17 protein-coding genes are annotated in these 14,528 nt (G+C 57.2%); all 17 read left to right on the top strand.

The features are described 5' to 3' along the window. Positions 1 to 91 precede the first annotated feature (91 nt). The 17 genes from rpmH to atpG all read left to right on the top strand — a co-directional run bounded on the left by rpmH (position 92) and on the right by atpG (position 14,520). Positions 92 to 226 carry a 50S ribosomal protein L34 gene (gene rpmH / locus FBAL_RS19405; RefSeq protein ID WP_013347301.1) on the top strand — a complete coding sequence of 45 codons (135 nt, stop codon included), beginning with the start codon at positions 92 to 94 and terminating at the stop codon, positions 224 to 226. 22 nt (positions 227 to 248) lie between these two features. After that, entirely contained in the window at positions 249 to 608 is a 360-nt protein-coding gene (gene rnpA, locus FBAL_RS19400; protein ID WP_013347300.1) for a ribonuclease P protein component, read from the top strand. Further along, entirely contained in the window at positions 572 to 826 is a 255-nt protein-coding gene (gene yidD / locus FBAL_RS20055) for a membrane protein insertion efficiency factor YidD (RefSeq protein ID WP_013347299.1), read from the top strand. The genes rnpA and yidD overlap by 37 nt, the downstream gene beginning before the upstream one ends. A gap of 3 nt (positions 827 to 829) precedes the next feature. Next, positions 830 to 2,449 carry a membrane protein insertase YidC gene (gene yidC, locus FBAL_RS19395; RefSeq protein WP_013347298.1) on the top strand — a complete coding sequence of 540 codons (1,620 nt, stop codon included), beginning with the start codon at positions 830 to 832 and terminating at the stop codon, positions 2,447 to 2,449. A gap of 70 nt (positions 2,450 to 2,519) precedes the next feature. Further along, entirely contained in the window at positions 2,520 to 3,887 is a 1,368-nt protein-coding gene (mnmE, locus tag FBAL_RS19390; RefSeq protein WP_013347297.1) for a tRNA uridine-5-carboxymethylaminomethyl(34) synthesis GTPase MnmE, read from the top strand. Between the two features lie 126 nt (positions 3,888 to 4,013). Then, positions 4,014 to 4,457 (top strand): FMN-binding protein MioC, encoded by a 444-nt coding sequence (gene mioC / locus FBAL_RS19385; RefSeq protein ID WP_013347296.1) that lies wholly within the window; start codon positions 4,014 to 4,016, stop codon positions 4,455 to 4,457. Between the two features lie 423 nt (positions 4,458 to 4,880). Further along, positions 4,881 to 6,770 carry a tRNA uridine-5-carboxymethylaminomethyl(34) synthesis enzyme MnmG gene (gene mnmG / locus FBAL_RS19380; protein WP_013347295.1) on the top strand — a complete coding sequence of 630 codons (1,890 nt, stop codon included), beginning with the start codon at positions 4,881 to 4,883 and terminating at the stop codon, positions 6,768 to 6,770. 92 nt (positions 6,771 to 6,862) lie between these two features. Further along, positions 6,863 to 7,486 carry a 16S rRNA (guanine(527)-N(7))-methyltransferase RsmG gene (gene rsmG, locus FBAL_RS19375; protein ID WP_013347294.1) on the top strand — a complete coding sequence of 208 codons (624 nt, stop codon included), beginning with the start codon at positions 6,863 to 6,865 and terminating at the stop codon, positions 7,484 to 7,486. Between the two features lie 10 nt (positions 7,487 to 7,496). Beyond that, the gene (locus FBAL_RS19370) at positions 7,497 to 8,291 is read left to right on the top strand and encodes a ParA family protein (RefSeq protein ID WP_013347293.1); all 795 of its coding nucleotides are present in this window, start codon (positions 7,497 to 7,499) and stop codon (positions 8,289 to 8,291) included. A 10-nt stretch (positions 8,292 to 8,301) separates the two neighbouring features. After that, the gene (locus tag FBAL_RS19365) at positions 8,302 to 9,204 is read left to right on the top strand and encodes a ParB/RepB/Spo0J family partition protein (protein WP_013347292.1); all 903 of its coding nucleotides are present in this window, start codon (positions 8,302 to 8,304) and stop codon (positions 9,202 to 9,204) included. Between the two features lie 284 nt (positions 9,205 to 9,488). Continuing rightward, entirely contained in the window at positions 9,489 to 9,869 is a 381-nt protein-coding gene (locus FBAL_RS19360; protein ID WP_013347291.1) for an ATP synthase subunit I, read from the top strand. Positions 9,870 to 9,887: 18 nt separating this feature from the next. Continuing rightward, entirely contained in the window at positions 9,888 to 10,709 is an 822-nt protein-coding gene (gene atpB, locus FBAL_RS19355; protein WP_013347290.1) for a F0F1 ATP synthase subunit A, read from the top strand. A gap of 42 nt (positions 10,710 to 10,751) precedes the next feature. Continuing rightward, complete coding sequence (atpE, locus tag FBAL_RS19350) at positions 10,752 to 10,982, top strand: F0F1 ATP synthase subunit C (RefSeq protein WP_083771263.1); 231 nt, start codon at positions 10,752 to 10,754, stop codon at positions 10,980 to 10,982. Positions 10,983 to 11,057: 75 nt separating this feature from the next. Then, positions 11,058 to 11,528 (top strand): F0F1 ATP synthase subunit B, encoded by a 471-nt coding sequence (gene atpF / locus FBAL_RS19345; RefSeq protein WP_013347288.1) that lies wholly within the window; start codon positions 11,058 to 11,060, stop codon positions 11,526 to 11,528. Positions 11,529 to 11,546: 18 nt separating this feature from the next. Beyond that, the gene (gene atpH, locus FBAL_RS19340) at positions 11,547 to 12,080 is read left to right on the top strand and encodes a F0F1 ATP synthase subunit delta (RefSeq protein ID WP_013347287.1); all 534 of its coding nucleotides are present in this window, start codon (positions 11,547 to 11,549) and stop codon (positions 12,078 to 12,080) included. 14 nt (positions 12,081 to 12,094) lie between these two features. Further along, positions 12,095 to 13,636 (top strand): F0F1 ATP synthase subunit alpha, encoded by a 1,542-nt coding sequence (gene atpA / locus FBAL_RS19335; RefSeq protein ID WP_013347286.1) that lies wholly within the window; start codon positions 12,095 to 12,097, stop codon positions 13,634 to 13,636. A gap of 20 nt (positions 13,637 to 13,656) precedes the next feature. Continuing rightward, entirely contained in the window at positions 13,657 to 14,520 is an 864-nt protein-coding gene (atpG, locus tag FBAL_RS19330) for a F0F1 ATP synthase subunit gamma (protein ID WP_013347285.1), read from the top strand. Positions 14,521 to 14,528: the final 8 nt, after the last annotated feature.

The following is a 14,528-nucleotide window of genomic DNA, read 5'->3' as shown; positions in this document are numbered from 1 at the left end:
TTATTAGAATTCGGCCTCTTTTTTGACCCGCCAAGGCGCTAAGCTCTGGCGTCGAAAGTTAATCTGTACAGTTAACTGAACGGTAAAAGCCATGAAACGTACTTTTCAACCGAGCGTACTGAAGCGCAAGCGTAACCACGGTTTCCGTGCCCGTATGGCCACTAAGAATGGTCGTCAGGTACTGGCCCGTCGCCGTGCCAAAGGCCGTGCTCGCCTGTCCGCGTAAGTCATTTACTCGGAGCGCCTCTATGGTGCGATACACCTTTAGCCGGGAGCAGCGTCTGCTGACTCCCGGCGACTTCAAACCCGTCTTTGCTAACCCGGTCCGGGCAGCTTCCCCCCAACTGACACTTTTGGCTGTTCCTAACGAACTGGCCCACCCTCGTATTGGGTTGACCATCGCTAAGAAACAAGTCAAAAAAGCGTGTCAACGCAACCGCATCAAGCGGATTGTCAGAGACAGTTTTCGCCTCCACCAACATGACCTGCCCGCCGTGGACATCGTCGTGATCGGTAAAAAAGGGGTCGAACTTCTGGATAACGCCGCCCTGCACAAGCTGGTCGACAAGTTATGGCGCAAGCTCTCTCGCCGCTGCAACGAGTCTTAATCCTGCTGGTTAAGGGATACCAGAAAGGGATCAGTCCCCTTCTGGGCCCTAGCTGTCGCTTCTCTCCCAGCTGCTCCCATTACGCTATTCAGGCAATTTCTTGCCACGGCGTGCTTTATGGGTGTTGGTTAGCCATCCGCCGCATACTAAAATGTCACCCTTTGCATCCGGGCGGCATTGACCCGGTACCACCCGCCAAACGAGGCAGAGATCAATAACCTATGGATTCTCAACGTAATTTAATCCTTATCGGGCTGCTGTTTGTCAGCTTCCTGCTGTGGCAACAGTGGACGCTGGATCAAGCCCCGCAAGCCGAAACTCCGGCCGCCCAGACCGTGGCGACCGCAGATAAGGCCAATGATGTTCCGCAATCCGCTGCGAAAAGTGCCGCACCAGCTGGTGCAACGATCTCTGATCGCCTTATCCAGGTTCAAACCGACACGCTGAAGCTGACCATCGACGCCACTGGCGGCGATGTGGTGTATGCCGCTCTGCCGGAACACAAAGTGGAGCAAGGTGGTGATGAAGCCCTGACCATTCTCGAAAACGAAAATGGCTTCACCTACATTGCCCAGAGTGGCCTGATTGGTCTGAATGGCCCGCACGCCAGCGGCCAGCGTCCGGTGTACCAGGCACAAGCGGCCAATTACACCCTGCAGGACGGCCAGGACACTCTGGTGGTACCGCTGATCTTTACTGACGCCAACGGCGTGAAGTTTGAAAAGCGCTACACCTTTACCCGTGGCCACTACGATGTGCGCGTGGACTACCTGGTTCACAACACCAGCGACGCCGCCATCCAGGTGCAGATGTACAGCCAGCTGAAGCAATCCATCGGTAAGAGCGAAGGCAGCATGATGATGCCGACTTACCGTGGCGGTGCTTACTCCACTGCGGACACCCGCTACGAGAAGTACGCCTTCGACAAGATGGAGAAGAACAACCTGGCCGAAGCCACTCAGGGTGGCTGGATCGCCATGCTGCAGCACTACTTCGTGTCTGCCTGGGTTCCCTCTGCTGACAGCACCAACGACATCTACTCCAACGTGGTGTCCGGCGATGCCATCATCGGCGTAAAACAGCCGGCGGTTCAGATCGCCCCGGGTGCTGAACAGACTCTGGGTGCCACCCTGTACGTTGGTCCGAAAAACCAGGAAGCCCTGTCTGCCCTGTCCCCCACCCTCAACCTGGTGGTGGATTACGGTTGGCTGTGGTTTATCGCCCAACCGCTGCACAGCCTGCTGATGTTCCTGCAGAGCCTGGTGAGCAACTGGGGTGTGGCCATCATCCTGATGACCCTGATCATCCGTGGTTTCATGTACCCGCTGACCAAGGCGCAGTACACCTCCATGGCGAAGATGCGCAAGCTGCAGCCGAAACTGGCTGACCTGAAAGAGCGCTTCGGCGATGACCGTCAGCGCATGAGTCAGGCCATGATGGAGCTGTATCAGAAAGAGAAGGTGAACCCGATGGGCGGCTGTCTGCCGCTGCTGCTGCAGTTCCCGATCTTCATCGCCTTCTACTGGGTACTGCTGGAGAGTGTGGAGCTGCGCCACGCCCCGTTCTTTGGTTGGATCACCGACTTGTCCGTGAAAGACCCCTACTACGTACTGCCGGTACTGATGGGCATCTCCATGTTCGCGATGCAGAAGATGCAGCCGACCATGGCCACCATGGACCCGATGCAGCAGAAGATCATGCAGTACATGCCGGTCATGTTCACCGTGTTCTTCCTGTGGTTCCCGTCCGGTCTGGTTCTGTACTGGCTGGTGGGCAACCTGGTCGCCATCGCCCAGCAGTTGTTCATCTACCGGTCGCTGGAAAAACAGGGACTGAAATAACCCCAGGGGGCGGCGCTTGCGCCGCCCTCTTTTTTAGTACACTTGCCACAAACCACTAGAACCAAATTGTATGACTGATCATCAGGACACCATTGTTGCCCAGGCGACCGCTCCCGGTCAGGGTGGGGTTGGCATCGTCCGGGTTTCCGGCCCCCTGGCCGAAACCGTCGCTATCCATGTCTTGGGCAAAGTGCCGAAGACCCGCTACGCCGAATACCTGCCGTTTAAAGACGACAGCGGCCAGGTGCTGGACCAGGGCATCGCACTGATGTTCAAAGGCCCGAACTCCTTTACCGGTGAAGATGTGCTGGAACTGCAGGGCCATGGCGGTCCCGTGGTGCTGGATATGCTGATCCGCCGCATCCTCACCATTCCGGGTCTGCGCACCGCCCGTCCCGGCGAATTCTCCGAGCGCGCGTTCCTCAACGACAAACTCGACCTGGCTCAGGCGGAGGCCATTGCCGACCTCATCGAGGCCAGCTCCGAGCAGGCGGTACGCAGCGCTATGCAGTCACTGCAGGGTGAATTTTCCGGTCAGATCCATCAGTTAGTGGAGCAGCTGACCCACCTGCGCATCTATGTGGAAGCCGCCATCGACTTCCCCGATGAAGAGGTGGATTTCCTCTCCGACGGGCGCATTGCCGGTGACCTGGCCGCCATCGAGACCCGACTGGCCGAGGTGCGCCGCAGTGCCCGCCAGGGCGCGCTGATGCGCGAGGGGATGAAGGTGGTGATTGCCGGGCGTCCCAATGCCGGTAAATCCAGCCTGCTGAACGCTCTGGCTGGCCGCGAGTCTGCCATTGTGACCGACATCGCCGGCACCACCCGTGACGTGCTGCGTGAGCACATCCATATTGATGGTATGCCACTGCACATCATCGATACCGCCGGTCTGCGCGACGCGTCAGACGAGGTAGAGCGCATCGGCATTGAACGTGCCTGGAGCGAAATCGCTCAGGCAGACCGCGTGCTGCTGATGGTGGATGGCACGGAAACCGACGCCACCGATCCCGCCGCCATCTGGCCGGAGCTGATCGATCGCCTGCCGCAGGAGATGGGGCTGACCCTGATCCGCAACAAGGCGGATCTGACCGGGGAAGCGGTGGACCACGGCCAGGCCGGTGGCCATCCGATGTTCCGTCTGAGCGCCAAAACCGGTGAAGGGGTGGAAGCGCTGAAACAGCACCTGAAAGCCTGTATGGGCTACCAGGGCACCACCGAAGGCGGCTTTATGGCGCGCCAGCGCCACCTGGAAGCACTGCAGCAGGCGGCCCTGCACCTGGAGCAGGGTAAAGAGCAGCTTGAGGTCTTTATGGCGGGTGAGCTGCTGGCTGAAGAGCTGCGCCTGGCCCAGCAGGCACTGGCTGAGATCACCGGTGAGTTCAGCTCCGATGATCTGTTGGGACGGATCTTCTCCTCCTTCTGCATCGGCAAGTGAGCCCTTCGCACAACGTCAAAGCCCACCATCCAGGTGGGCTTTTTTGTGGCTGGCATTTCCCTGCCGCTCTTTGGACAATGTCCCTCATTCGCTGACCCGCCGGTCAGCCCTCAACAGGAGAGAACCATGGCCCACATCGCCCTGATCATTGGTACCACTATGGGCGGCGCCGAAGCCGTAGCGGACGAACTGCAGGCACAACTGGAGCAGGATGGCCACCAGGTCACCGCCACTCTGGACCCCGAACTGGCCGATCTGGAAGCCGCCCCGCTGTGGTTGGTGGTCACTTCCACCCACGGTGCCGGTGAATTACCGGACAATCTGCACCCTTTCCACGCCCAACTGAGCGAGCAAAAACCGGATCTGAGCGGCACCCGGATCGCCCTCTGTGGTATCGGTGATTCCAGCTATGACACATTTTGTGGCGCACTTGATCAGCTGGATCCGCTGTTGCGATCACTGGGTGCGATCCCCCTTGTGGACCGCATCAGCATTGATGTACAGGCGCAAGAAATCCCTGAAGATCAAGCACTAAGCTGGCTTGAGAGCTGGCAGGATCGGATCGTTTAATCCGCCCCATCCCCGATCTTTCCACAAGTCTATCCACCTTATACACAGATCAAGGATCTAACCACAGGGATCTGTGTATAAGGTTGGATCTAACGGTGATCAAACTGGGTTTTACTCCCAGTCGAAGATCCACTCGATCCACCCCTGTGCATAAGATCGCGATCTATCCTCATGTTTTGATCCGGGTTGATCGCGGGTAGATCACAGCAAGCGATCCTTCTGAAACCCAGTCGCATCAAGGCTTACAGCCACTTTTCCACAGAGATCGTATTCACTAATAGTAAGAACAACAAAGGATCTTTAAATAGATCTTTTAAATATTAGGGATCGAGGGAGACCGGAATGGTTAAGAAGTAACCTTCTCTAAGGCCAGAAGCGGTGATAGAATGCAGCGCTTTTTTAGAACCGATAGGGTAGCAACGCATGCGAGTGCTGGAACATTATGATGTGATCGTGGTCGGCGGCGGCCATGCCGGAACCGAGGCGGCTCTTGCCAGTGCCCGGACCGGGGCCCGCACCCTTTTGCTGACCCACAACCTGGATACCCTGGGCCAGATGTCCTGTAACCCCGCCATTGGTGGTATTGGTAAAGGACACCTGGTTAAGGAGATTGACGCCCTCGGTGGCGCCATGGCTCGCGCAACCGATCGCGCTGGTATCCAGTTCCGTACGCTGAACGCCTCAAAAGGCCCGGCAGTACGTGCCACTCGTGCACAAGCGGATCGCGCCCTGTACCGTCAGGCGATCCAACAGATCCTGTTTAACCAGCCCAACCTTCAGATCTTCCAGCAGGGCGTGAATGACCTGATCCTGGAAGGCGATAAGGTGACGGGTGTGATCACCGATGCTGGCATCCACTTTGGTGCCGAGGCGGTGGTGTTGACCGTTGGTACCTTCCTGGACGGCAAGATCCACATCGGCCTGGACAACTACGCCGGTGGCCGGATTGGTGACACCAATGCGGTGCGGCTGGCCCACCGACTGCGTGAACTGCCGCTGCGCATTGACCGTCTGAAGACCGGCACCCCTGCCCGTCTGGATGCCCGCAGCCTGGATTTCTCAGTGATGCAGGAGCAGCCCGGTGACAACCCGACCCCGGTGTTCTCCTATATTGGTGACCGGTCGGAACAGCCGCGCCAGATCTCCTGTTACATCACCCACACCAATGAGCGGACTCATGAGATCATCCGCTCTGGTCTGGATCGCAGCCCGATGTACACCGGGGTGATCGAGGGGATCGGCCCGCGCTACTGCCCGTCTGTTGAAGACAAGGTGATGCGCTTTGCTGATAAAACCTCGCACCAGATCTTTGTTGAGCCGGAAGGGCTGAACAGCATTGAGATCTACCCCAACGGCATCTCCACCTCCCTGCCCTTCGATGTGCAGCTGGAGTTGGTGCGTTCCATTAAAGGCTTTGAGCAGGCCCGAATCCTGCGCCCGGGTTACGCGATCGAGTACGATTTCTTTGATCCCCGTGACCTCAAAGCCAGCCTGGAGAGCAAGTTCCTTGAAGGCCTGTTCTTCGCCGGTCAGATCAACGGCACCACTGGCTATGAAGAAGCCGGTGCCCAGGGTCTGCTGGCCGGTCTGAACGCGGCACGTCGTGTTCGCGGTGAGGAGAGCTGGGCGCCCCGTCGTGATCAGGCTTACCTGGGTGTGCTGGTGGACGACTTGTCTACCCTGGGGACTCAGGAGCCCTACCGCATGTTCACCTCCCGCGCCGAGCACCGCTTGCTGCTGCGCGAGGACAACGCGGATCTGCGCCTGACTGAGATGGGTCGTGAGATGGGCCTGATTGACGATGAGCGTTGGGCCAAGTTCAACGCCAAGGTGGAGGCGATCGAGCTGGAACGCCAGCGCCTGCGCAGCACCTGGGTGCAGAAAGACAGTGCGGCCGCTGCGGCGCTGAATCCGCTGCTGAAGTCGCCGATGACCCGTGAGGCCAACTTGGAAGATCTGCTGCGTCGTCCTGAGCTGACGTACGATCAGATCATGGCGGTTGAGGATCTGGGCCCGGCCCTGGATCACGAGCAGGCCGCTGAGCAGGTTGAGATCCAGGTGAAGTACGCCGGCTACATTGAGCGTCAGAAAGACGAGATCGAGAAAGCCCGTCGTCATGAGCAGACTCTGCTGCCGCTGGATCTGGATTACCGCCAGGTGAAAGGGCTGTCCAACGAAGTGATGGCCAAACTGATGGAACACAAACCGGAGACCCTGGGCAGCGCGTCCCGCATCTCCGGCGTGACCCCGGCGGCCATCTCGCTGCTGCTGGTCTACCTCAAAAAGCACGGTCTGCTTCGCAAGAGCGCATAACGTGCTGTCTCTGGCCTGCGGCGGGGCTTCCCATGCCCTGCCGCGGGCTTCATAATGATCCTTTAAAACGCTTTTCTTAGGGGAACCCTTCCGTGTTGGCAAAACGCCTGTCGACCCTGATTAACGACAGTGGTCTTACTGTCAGTGCCGAGCAACAGGCCCAGCTGGTTGAGCTGGTGCGTATGCTGGATAAGTGGAATAAGGCGTACAACCTCACCTCGGTTCGGGATCCCATGGATATGCTCGAGAAGCATATTCTGGACAGCATCGTCGTCGGCCCCCATCTGCAGGGCCGTCGTTTTATCGATGTGGGAACCGGCCCGGGTCTGCCCGGCTTACCTCTGGCGATCTGCAATCCTGACAAAGAGTTTGTCCTGCTCGACAGCCTGGGCAAACGCATCCGTTTTATCCGCCAGGTGATTCACAGCCTGGGGCTGACCAACGTCACCGCGGTCGAGAGCCGGGTAGAGGCGTATCAGCCTGATCCGGGCTTCGATGTGGTACTGAGCCGTGCCTTCGCTTCGCTCGAGGATATGCTGACCTGGTGTGCGCACCTGCCCACCGCTGAGGGTCACTTCCTGGCCCTGAAAGGTCAGCTGGATGCGGAGGAACTGGCCGCCATTCCAGCCGGTTTTGAAGTGATGAATACCGTGGCACTGAAGGTACCGGGGCTGGACGCACAGCGTCACCTGGTGCAAGTCAAAAAAGTGGATTGAGGGAACTGCAGTGGCAAAAGTGATCGCGATTGCAAACCAGAAAGGCGGGGTGGGTAAAACCACCACCAGCATCAACCTGGCGGCGTCCATGGCGGCGACCCGGCGCAAGGTGTTGTTGATCGATCTGGACCCACAGGGCAATGCCACCATGGGCAGCGGTGTCGACAAATACGAGGTGGAGAACACCGCTTACGAGCTGCTGGTGGATGAGAAGCCCGCCGAAGAGGTGATTGTTCGCGACACCAGCGGCAAGTACGACCTGATTGCAGCCAACGCCGATGTGACGGCGGCTGAGATCAAGCTGATGGAGTTCTTTGCCCGTGAAGTTCGGCTGCGCAATGCGCTGGAACCGATCCTCGACCAGTACGATTACATCTTTATCGACTGCCCCCCGTCACTCAATATGTTGACGGTAAACGCCATGGGCGCAGCCGACTCGGTGGTGATCCCGATGCAGTGCGAGTACTACGCGCTGGAGGGCCTCACCGCCCTGATGGACACCATTGGCAAGCTGGCTCAGGTGGTCAACCCGAGCCTGACCATCGAAGGCATTCTGCGCACCATGTATGACCCGCGCAATCGACTGGCCAACGACGTCTCTGACCAGCTCAAAACGCACTTTGGTGACAAGGTTTACCGCACCGTTATCCCACGTAACGTGCGTCTGGCCGAAGCACCAAGCTTTGGTGCCCCTGCGATGTATTACGACAAGAGCAGCGCCGGTGCGAAAGCCTACCTGGCTTTGGCCGGTGAGATGCTGCGTCGGGCGGAGTCCGTCCGAGTGACCGAGGCCGAACAGGCTTAAGAGGAATCAGATGTCCCCGAAAAAACGTGGATTAGGCAAAGGGCTGGATGCCCTGCTCGGTGGCAGCCAGGCCGTTGCCCAACGTCAACCCAGCACCGACATTGGTGCCACTCAGCCGGAGCGGGAGTCGCTGTCGCAGTTGCCGGTCGATGCGCTGCGTCGTGGTGTCTACCAGCCGCGTCGGGATATGGCTAACGATGCGTTGGAGGAGCTGGCCAGCTCCATCAAGGCCCAGGGCGTGATTCAGCCCATCATCGTGCGCCAGCTGGCCGGTGACCGGTATGAGATCATCGCCGGTGAGCGCCGTTGGCGTGCGGCCCAGATGGCTGGCCTGGATACCGTCCCCTGTCTGATTAAGCAGGTGGAAGACAACGCCGCCGTCGCCATTGCGCTGATTGAGAACATCCAGCGTGAAGACTTGAACGCGATGGAAGAGGCGATTGCGCTGAAGCGTTTGGCTGACGAATTTGAGCTGACCCACGCTCAGGTGGCGGAAGCGGTGGGCAAGTCCCGCGCTACGGTCACCAACCTGATGCGCCTGAACAGCCTCAACGAGGAGGTGAAAACCCTGCTCGAGCACGGCGACCTGGAGATGGGCCACGCCCGCGCCCTGTTGGCGCTCAACGGCGATGCCCAAACCCTGGCGGCTCGTCAGGTGGCTGGCAAGGAGATGACCGTTCGGGATACTGAGAAGCTGGTTCAGAAACTGCTGGAACCGGCTCCGGTGGCCACACCGGCTCAGCCTGACCCGGACATTGCCCGTCTGGCGGAGCAGCTGACCGAGCGCCTCGGCGCTCAGGTGGCCATCAACCACGGACGTAAGGGCAAAGGTAAGCTTGTGATCAACTACACGGATCTCGACCAGCTGGATGGGATCTTGATCAAACTGGCCCCAGAGCTGTCTGAGCGTTAATTGGCCACAGACCGGAGGGGAGAGAACTGAAATTTTTCTCCCCTTTGGTTAAAACTCCTTATTTTTCGAAACTTTCTCGCCGAAACCCCTCGTCGATTCATACGCCTGCGTTTTTGTGTGATACGCAGGTCGAATTATGTCTTTCTGACGTGCCACGGATCACACTCACCCACCTTCGGCTAAGTTGCATCCGAACCCCACTCCGGTATACTTTCGCAGGCTTTTAAGGTGGAAATCGGCTAAGGCCGATTTTTTTCCATAAAAACTCAGCGGAGCTTGATTCATTGATTAGCCAACTGGCTCGCCAGCGACGGAGTGCGGCCTACCAAGTAGTATTCGCACAGCTGGGGATGACGTTGTTGATGAGTGGGTTAGGTTACCTGGTCTGGGGACGGGAAGCGGCCATGCTGACGGCTAAAGGCGGCTCAATCGCTACCGTACCCAGTTTTGTGTTCGCCACACTGGCATTTTACAAGGTTCGTGCAAGGGACGCGGTTTCTGTGCTCGGCCTGTTCTATCTCGGCGTGACGATCAAACTGATGCTAACCATGGTGCTGTTCACCTACGTGTTGTCCACGACAGATCTGGCTTACCCAGGCGCCCTGTTCGTCGGCTACATCGGGGCGTTGATGGCACATTGGGCAGCACCTTTGTTTTTCAAATAAAAACAATTGGGATGAACGATGGCAGACACTCCGCAGGAATATATCCGCCACCATCTCACAAACGGTAAAGTGTGTATGACCGATGACGGTCTTTCATTCTTTAAAGCTTGTGACGATGCGGGTTTCTGGACCTGGCATTTTGATTCATTACTGTTCTCGGTTGGTCTCGGTGTCCTCTTCCTATGGCTGTTTCACCGTGTCGGTAAACGCGCGACCACTGGCGTCCCTGGCAAGCTTCAGTGCTTTGTCGAGATGATGGTGGAGTGGGTTGACGGTACTGTGAAGGACACGTTCCACGGCCGCAGCAAACTCATCGCTCCTCTGGCTTTGACCATCTTCGTCTGGGTATTCCTGATGAACCTGATGGACCTGGTTCCGGTGGACTTTATCCCCCACGCCGCTTATCTGTCTGGTGTTGAGTACTTCAAGATCGTTCCTACGACCGACTTGAACATCACCCTGGCGATGGCTCTGGGCGTATTCGTTCTGATGATCGGATACAGCATCAAGGTGAAAGGGGTATCTGGGTTTGTTAAGGAGCTGACACTCCACCCGTTCAACCATCCGGTAATGATCCCGTTCAACTTCGTACTGGAAACAGTCACCCTGCTGGCGAAGCCGATCTCTCTGTCGCTCCGTCTGTTCGGTAACCTGTATGCCGGCGAATTGATCTTTATTCTTATCGCCATTCTCTACACCAGCGGCATGGTAATCGGTTCTTTGGGTGTGGTTCTCCACATTCTGTGGGCGATTTTCCACATCCTGGTGATTGTGTTGCAGGCCTTCATTTTCATGATGCTGACGATTGTGTATCTCAGCATGGCAAGTGAAGACCACTGAGATCCTGGCAAATAATAATTTTTTTCGTTAGTTCAAGCTTATTTGGAGACAATCATGGAACTGACCTACATCGCTGTTGCTGTACTGATTGGTGTGTGTGCCCTGGGTACCGCTATTGGCTTCGCTATCCTGGGTGGCAAATTCCTGGAAGCGACCGCTCGCCAGCCTGAAATGGCCCCTGCTCTGCAGACCAAGATGTTCATCGTAGCGGGTCTGTTGGATGCCGTACCGATGATCGGTGTTGGTATCGCCATGTACATGCTGTTCGCGTAAGGCCCCCAATCCGCAATGCATTTAAGGGTTTCGCTTAGGGCGAAACTTGCTTTGGATTAGAGAGGAGATGCCGTTGTGAGTATCAACGCGACCCTTATCGGTCAGGCCATCGCCTTCATCATCTTTGTTTGGTTCTGCATGAAGTTCGTATGGCCGCCGCTGCTGGCTGCCATCGAGGAGCGCCAGAAGAAGATTGCTGACGGTCTGGCTAATGCCGAACGCGCAAGCAAGGACCTTGATCTGGCGCAGCTGAAAGCGACCGACCAGATCAAAGAAGGCAAGCAACAAGCGGCTGAGATCATCGAACAGGCCAACAAGCGCGGTGCTCAAATCGTGGAAGAAGCTAAGGCAGAAGCCGAAGCTGTTCGCGCCAAGATCATTGCTCAAGGCCATGCGGAAATTGAAGCCGAACGTAACCGCGCTCGGGATCAACTTCGCGCCCAGGTAGCCACTCTGGCTGTTGCGGGTGCAGAGAAGATTCTGCAGCGTTCCATTGATGCCGACGCGCACAGTGACATTGTCGAAAAGCTGGCTGCGGAGCTGTAAGCAAAGGGAGAGGGCTAAATGTCTGAACTGACCACCGTTGCTCGCCCTTACGCCAAAGCCGCTTTCGAATTTGCTGTCGAAAAGCAGGCGGTGGACCAGTGGGCACAGATGCTGGCCTTTTTGGCCGAAGTTACGGTCAATGAGACCGTAGCAGATCTGCTGTCCGGCCAGGTCAACGCCGAGCAGCTCGCTCAGATCTTTATCCAGATCGGCGGCGAGCAAATCGACGAGCATGGCCAGAACCTGATCAAGGTGATGGCAGAAAATGGACGCCTGGTAGCGCTGCCGGCGGTTGCTCAACAGTTCATTGAACTGCGTGAAGAGTGGCAGAAGGAGATCACCGCTGAGGTGCAATCCGCTGTCGAACTGAGCGACGAGCAACTGGCCAATATCGCAGCGTCACTGGAACAACGTTTGGCACGCAAAGTGAAGCTGAACTGCAGCGTCAATCCGGAACTGATCGCCGGGGTGGTAATTACCGCCGGTGATCTGGTTATCGACGGGTCGGTACGCGGCAAGCTCAGCCGCTTGTCCGATACGCTGCAATCCTAATTGGGGATGTGAGCATGCAACTGAATTCCACTGAAATCAGCGAACTGATCAAGAGCCGTATTGAGCAGTTCAATGTTGTCAGCGAAGCTCGCAACGAAGGTACCATCGTTTCTGTAAGCGACGGTATTGTCCGCATCCACGGCCTGGCCGATGTGATGCAGGGCGAGATGATCGAGCTGCCTGGCAACCGTTTCGCCATCGCACTGAACCTGGAGCGTGACTCCGTAGGTGCGGTAGTAATGGGCCCGTACGCCGACCTGGCTGAGGGCGTTAAAGTTAAATCCACTGGCCGTATTCTGGAAGTTCCGGTAGGCCGTGGCCTGCTGGGCCGCGTGGTTAACACCCTGGGTGAAGCAATCGACGGCAAGGGCCCCATCGACAACGATGGTTTTGCTCCTGTTGAAGTGATTGCCCCGGGCGTAATTGACCGTGAAGGCGTATCCCAGCCGGTACAGACTGGTTATAAGTCTGTTGATGCCATGATTCCGATCGGTCGTGGTCAGCGTGAGCTGATCATTGGTGACCGTCAGACTGGTAAGACTGCGATGGCCATCGACGCCATCATCAACCAGCGTGATTCCGGCATTAAGTGTGTTTACGTAGCGATTGGCCAGAAGGCCTCCACCATCGCCAACGTAGTACGCAAGCTGGAAGAACACGGCGCTCTGCAGAACACCATCGTTGTGGTGGCCTCCGCTTCTGAAGCGGCTGCTCTGCAGTACCTGGCTCCGTACTCTGGTTGCACCATGGGTGAATACTTCCGTGACCGCGGTGAAGACGCGCTGATCGTATACGATGACCTGTCCAAGCAGGCCGTTGCTTACCGTCAGATCTCTCTGCTGCTGCGCCGTCCGCCGGGCCGTGAAGCGTTCCCGGGTGACGTATTCTACCTCCACTCCCGTCTGCTGGAGCGTGCTTCCCGTGTAAACGCGGAGTACGTTGAGCGTTTCACCAACGGTGAAGTGAAAGGCCAAACCGGTTCTCTGACCGCGCTGCCGATCATCGAAACCCAAGCTGGTGACGTATCTGCATTCGTACCGACCAACGTAATTTCTATTACCGACGGTCAGATCTTCCTGGAAACCAACCTGTTCAACGCCGGCCTGCGTCCTGCTGTGAACCCGGGTATCTCTGTATCCCGTGTAGGTGGTGCTGCCCAGACCAAGATCATCAAGAAGCTGTCCGGTGGTATCCGTACCGCACTGGCTCAGTACCGCGAACTGGCCGCATTTGCTCAGTTCTCCTCTGACTTGGATGACGCCACCCGTGCCCAGCTGGAGCATGGTGAGCGCGTTACCGAGCTGATGAAGCAGAAGCAGTACGCTCCGATGAGCGTTGCCGATCAAGCCGTGGTGATCTTCTCCGCTGAGAAGGGCTTCCTGAAGTCCATCGAAGTGGCCAAGATTGGTGCCTTTGAAGCCGCTCTGCTTTCCTACATGAACAGCGAACACGCTGAGCTGATGAAGCTGATCAACGACACCGGTGATTACAACGGTGATATCGAAGGTCAGATGCAGGCTGCTCTGGACAAGTTCGTTGCCACCCAAACCTGGTAACAGGTCAAGGAGAGTAAGAGATGTCCGGCGCTAAAGAGATCCGAACCAAGATCGCGAGTGTGAAAAACACTCAGAAGATCACTTCTGCGATGGAGATGGTGGCCGCATCCAAGATGCGTCGTGCGCAAGAGCGCATGAACTCCAGCCGTCCCTACGCAGAAAGCATGCGTAAGGTGATCGGTCACATCGCGCAAGGCTCTCTCGAGTACAAGCATCCTTACCTGGAAGAACGCGAAGTCAAGAACGTGGGCTACATCGTAGTTTCCACCGACCGTGGCCTTTGCGGTGGTCTGAACGTCAACCTGTTCAAGCAGGTACTGAAGTCAGCCAAAGACTGGGAAGCCCAAGGCGCTCGTGTGCAGTTCGCTGCCGTGGGTTCCAAAGGCGCCCAGTTCTTCCAAACCTTTGGCGGTAATGTGGTCGCTCAGGTGTCTGGTCTCGGTGATGAACCGGGCCTGACTGACCTGATCGGCTCCGTGAAAGTGATGCTGGATGCCTTCGATGAGGGCAAACTGGATCGTCTGTACCTGGTGTACAACCAATTTGTAAACACCATGAAGCAGGATCCGGTGATCGATCAACTGCTGCCGTTGCCCAAGATGGACGCGTCTGAAAAGCCCCACGCCTGGGACTACGTGTACGAGCCCGACGAGCCGAAACCGATGCTGGATAAGCTGTTGGTTCGCTACGTTGAGTCCGTCGTGTATCAAGGTGTGGTGGAAAACGCCGCGTCAGAACAGGCCGCCCGAATGGTTGCGATGAAAGCCGCAACCGACAACGCGGGTAACCTGATCGACGATCTGCAACTGGTATACAACAAGGCTCGTCAGGCTGCTATTACTCAGGAGCTTAGCGAGATTTGTGCCGGTGCCGCAGCGGTTTAAGGCAACGG

Origin of the sequence: Ferrimonas balearica DSM 9799 (assembly GCF_000148645.1) — a bacterium.
GTDB classification, from domain to species: domain Bacteria; phylum Pseudomonadota; class Gammaproteobacteria; order Enterobacterales; family Shewanellaceae; genus Ferrimonas; species Ferrimonas balearica.
This window is presented reverse-complemented; position numbering and strand designations above follow the sequence as displayed.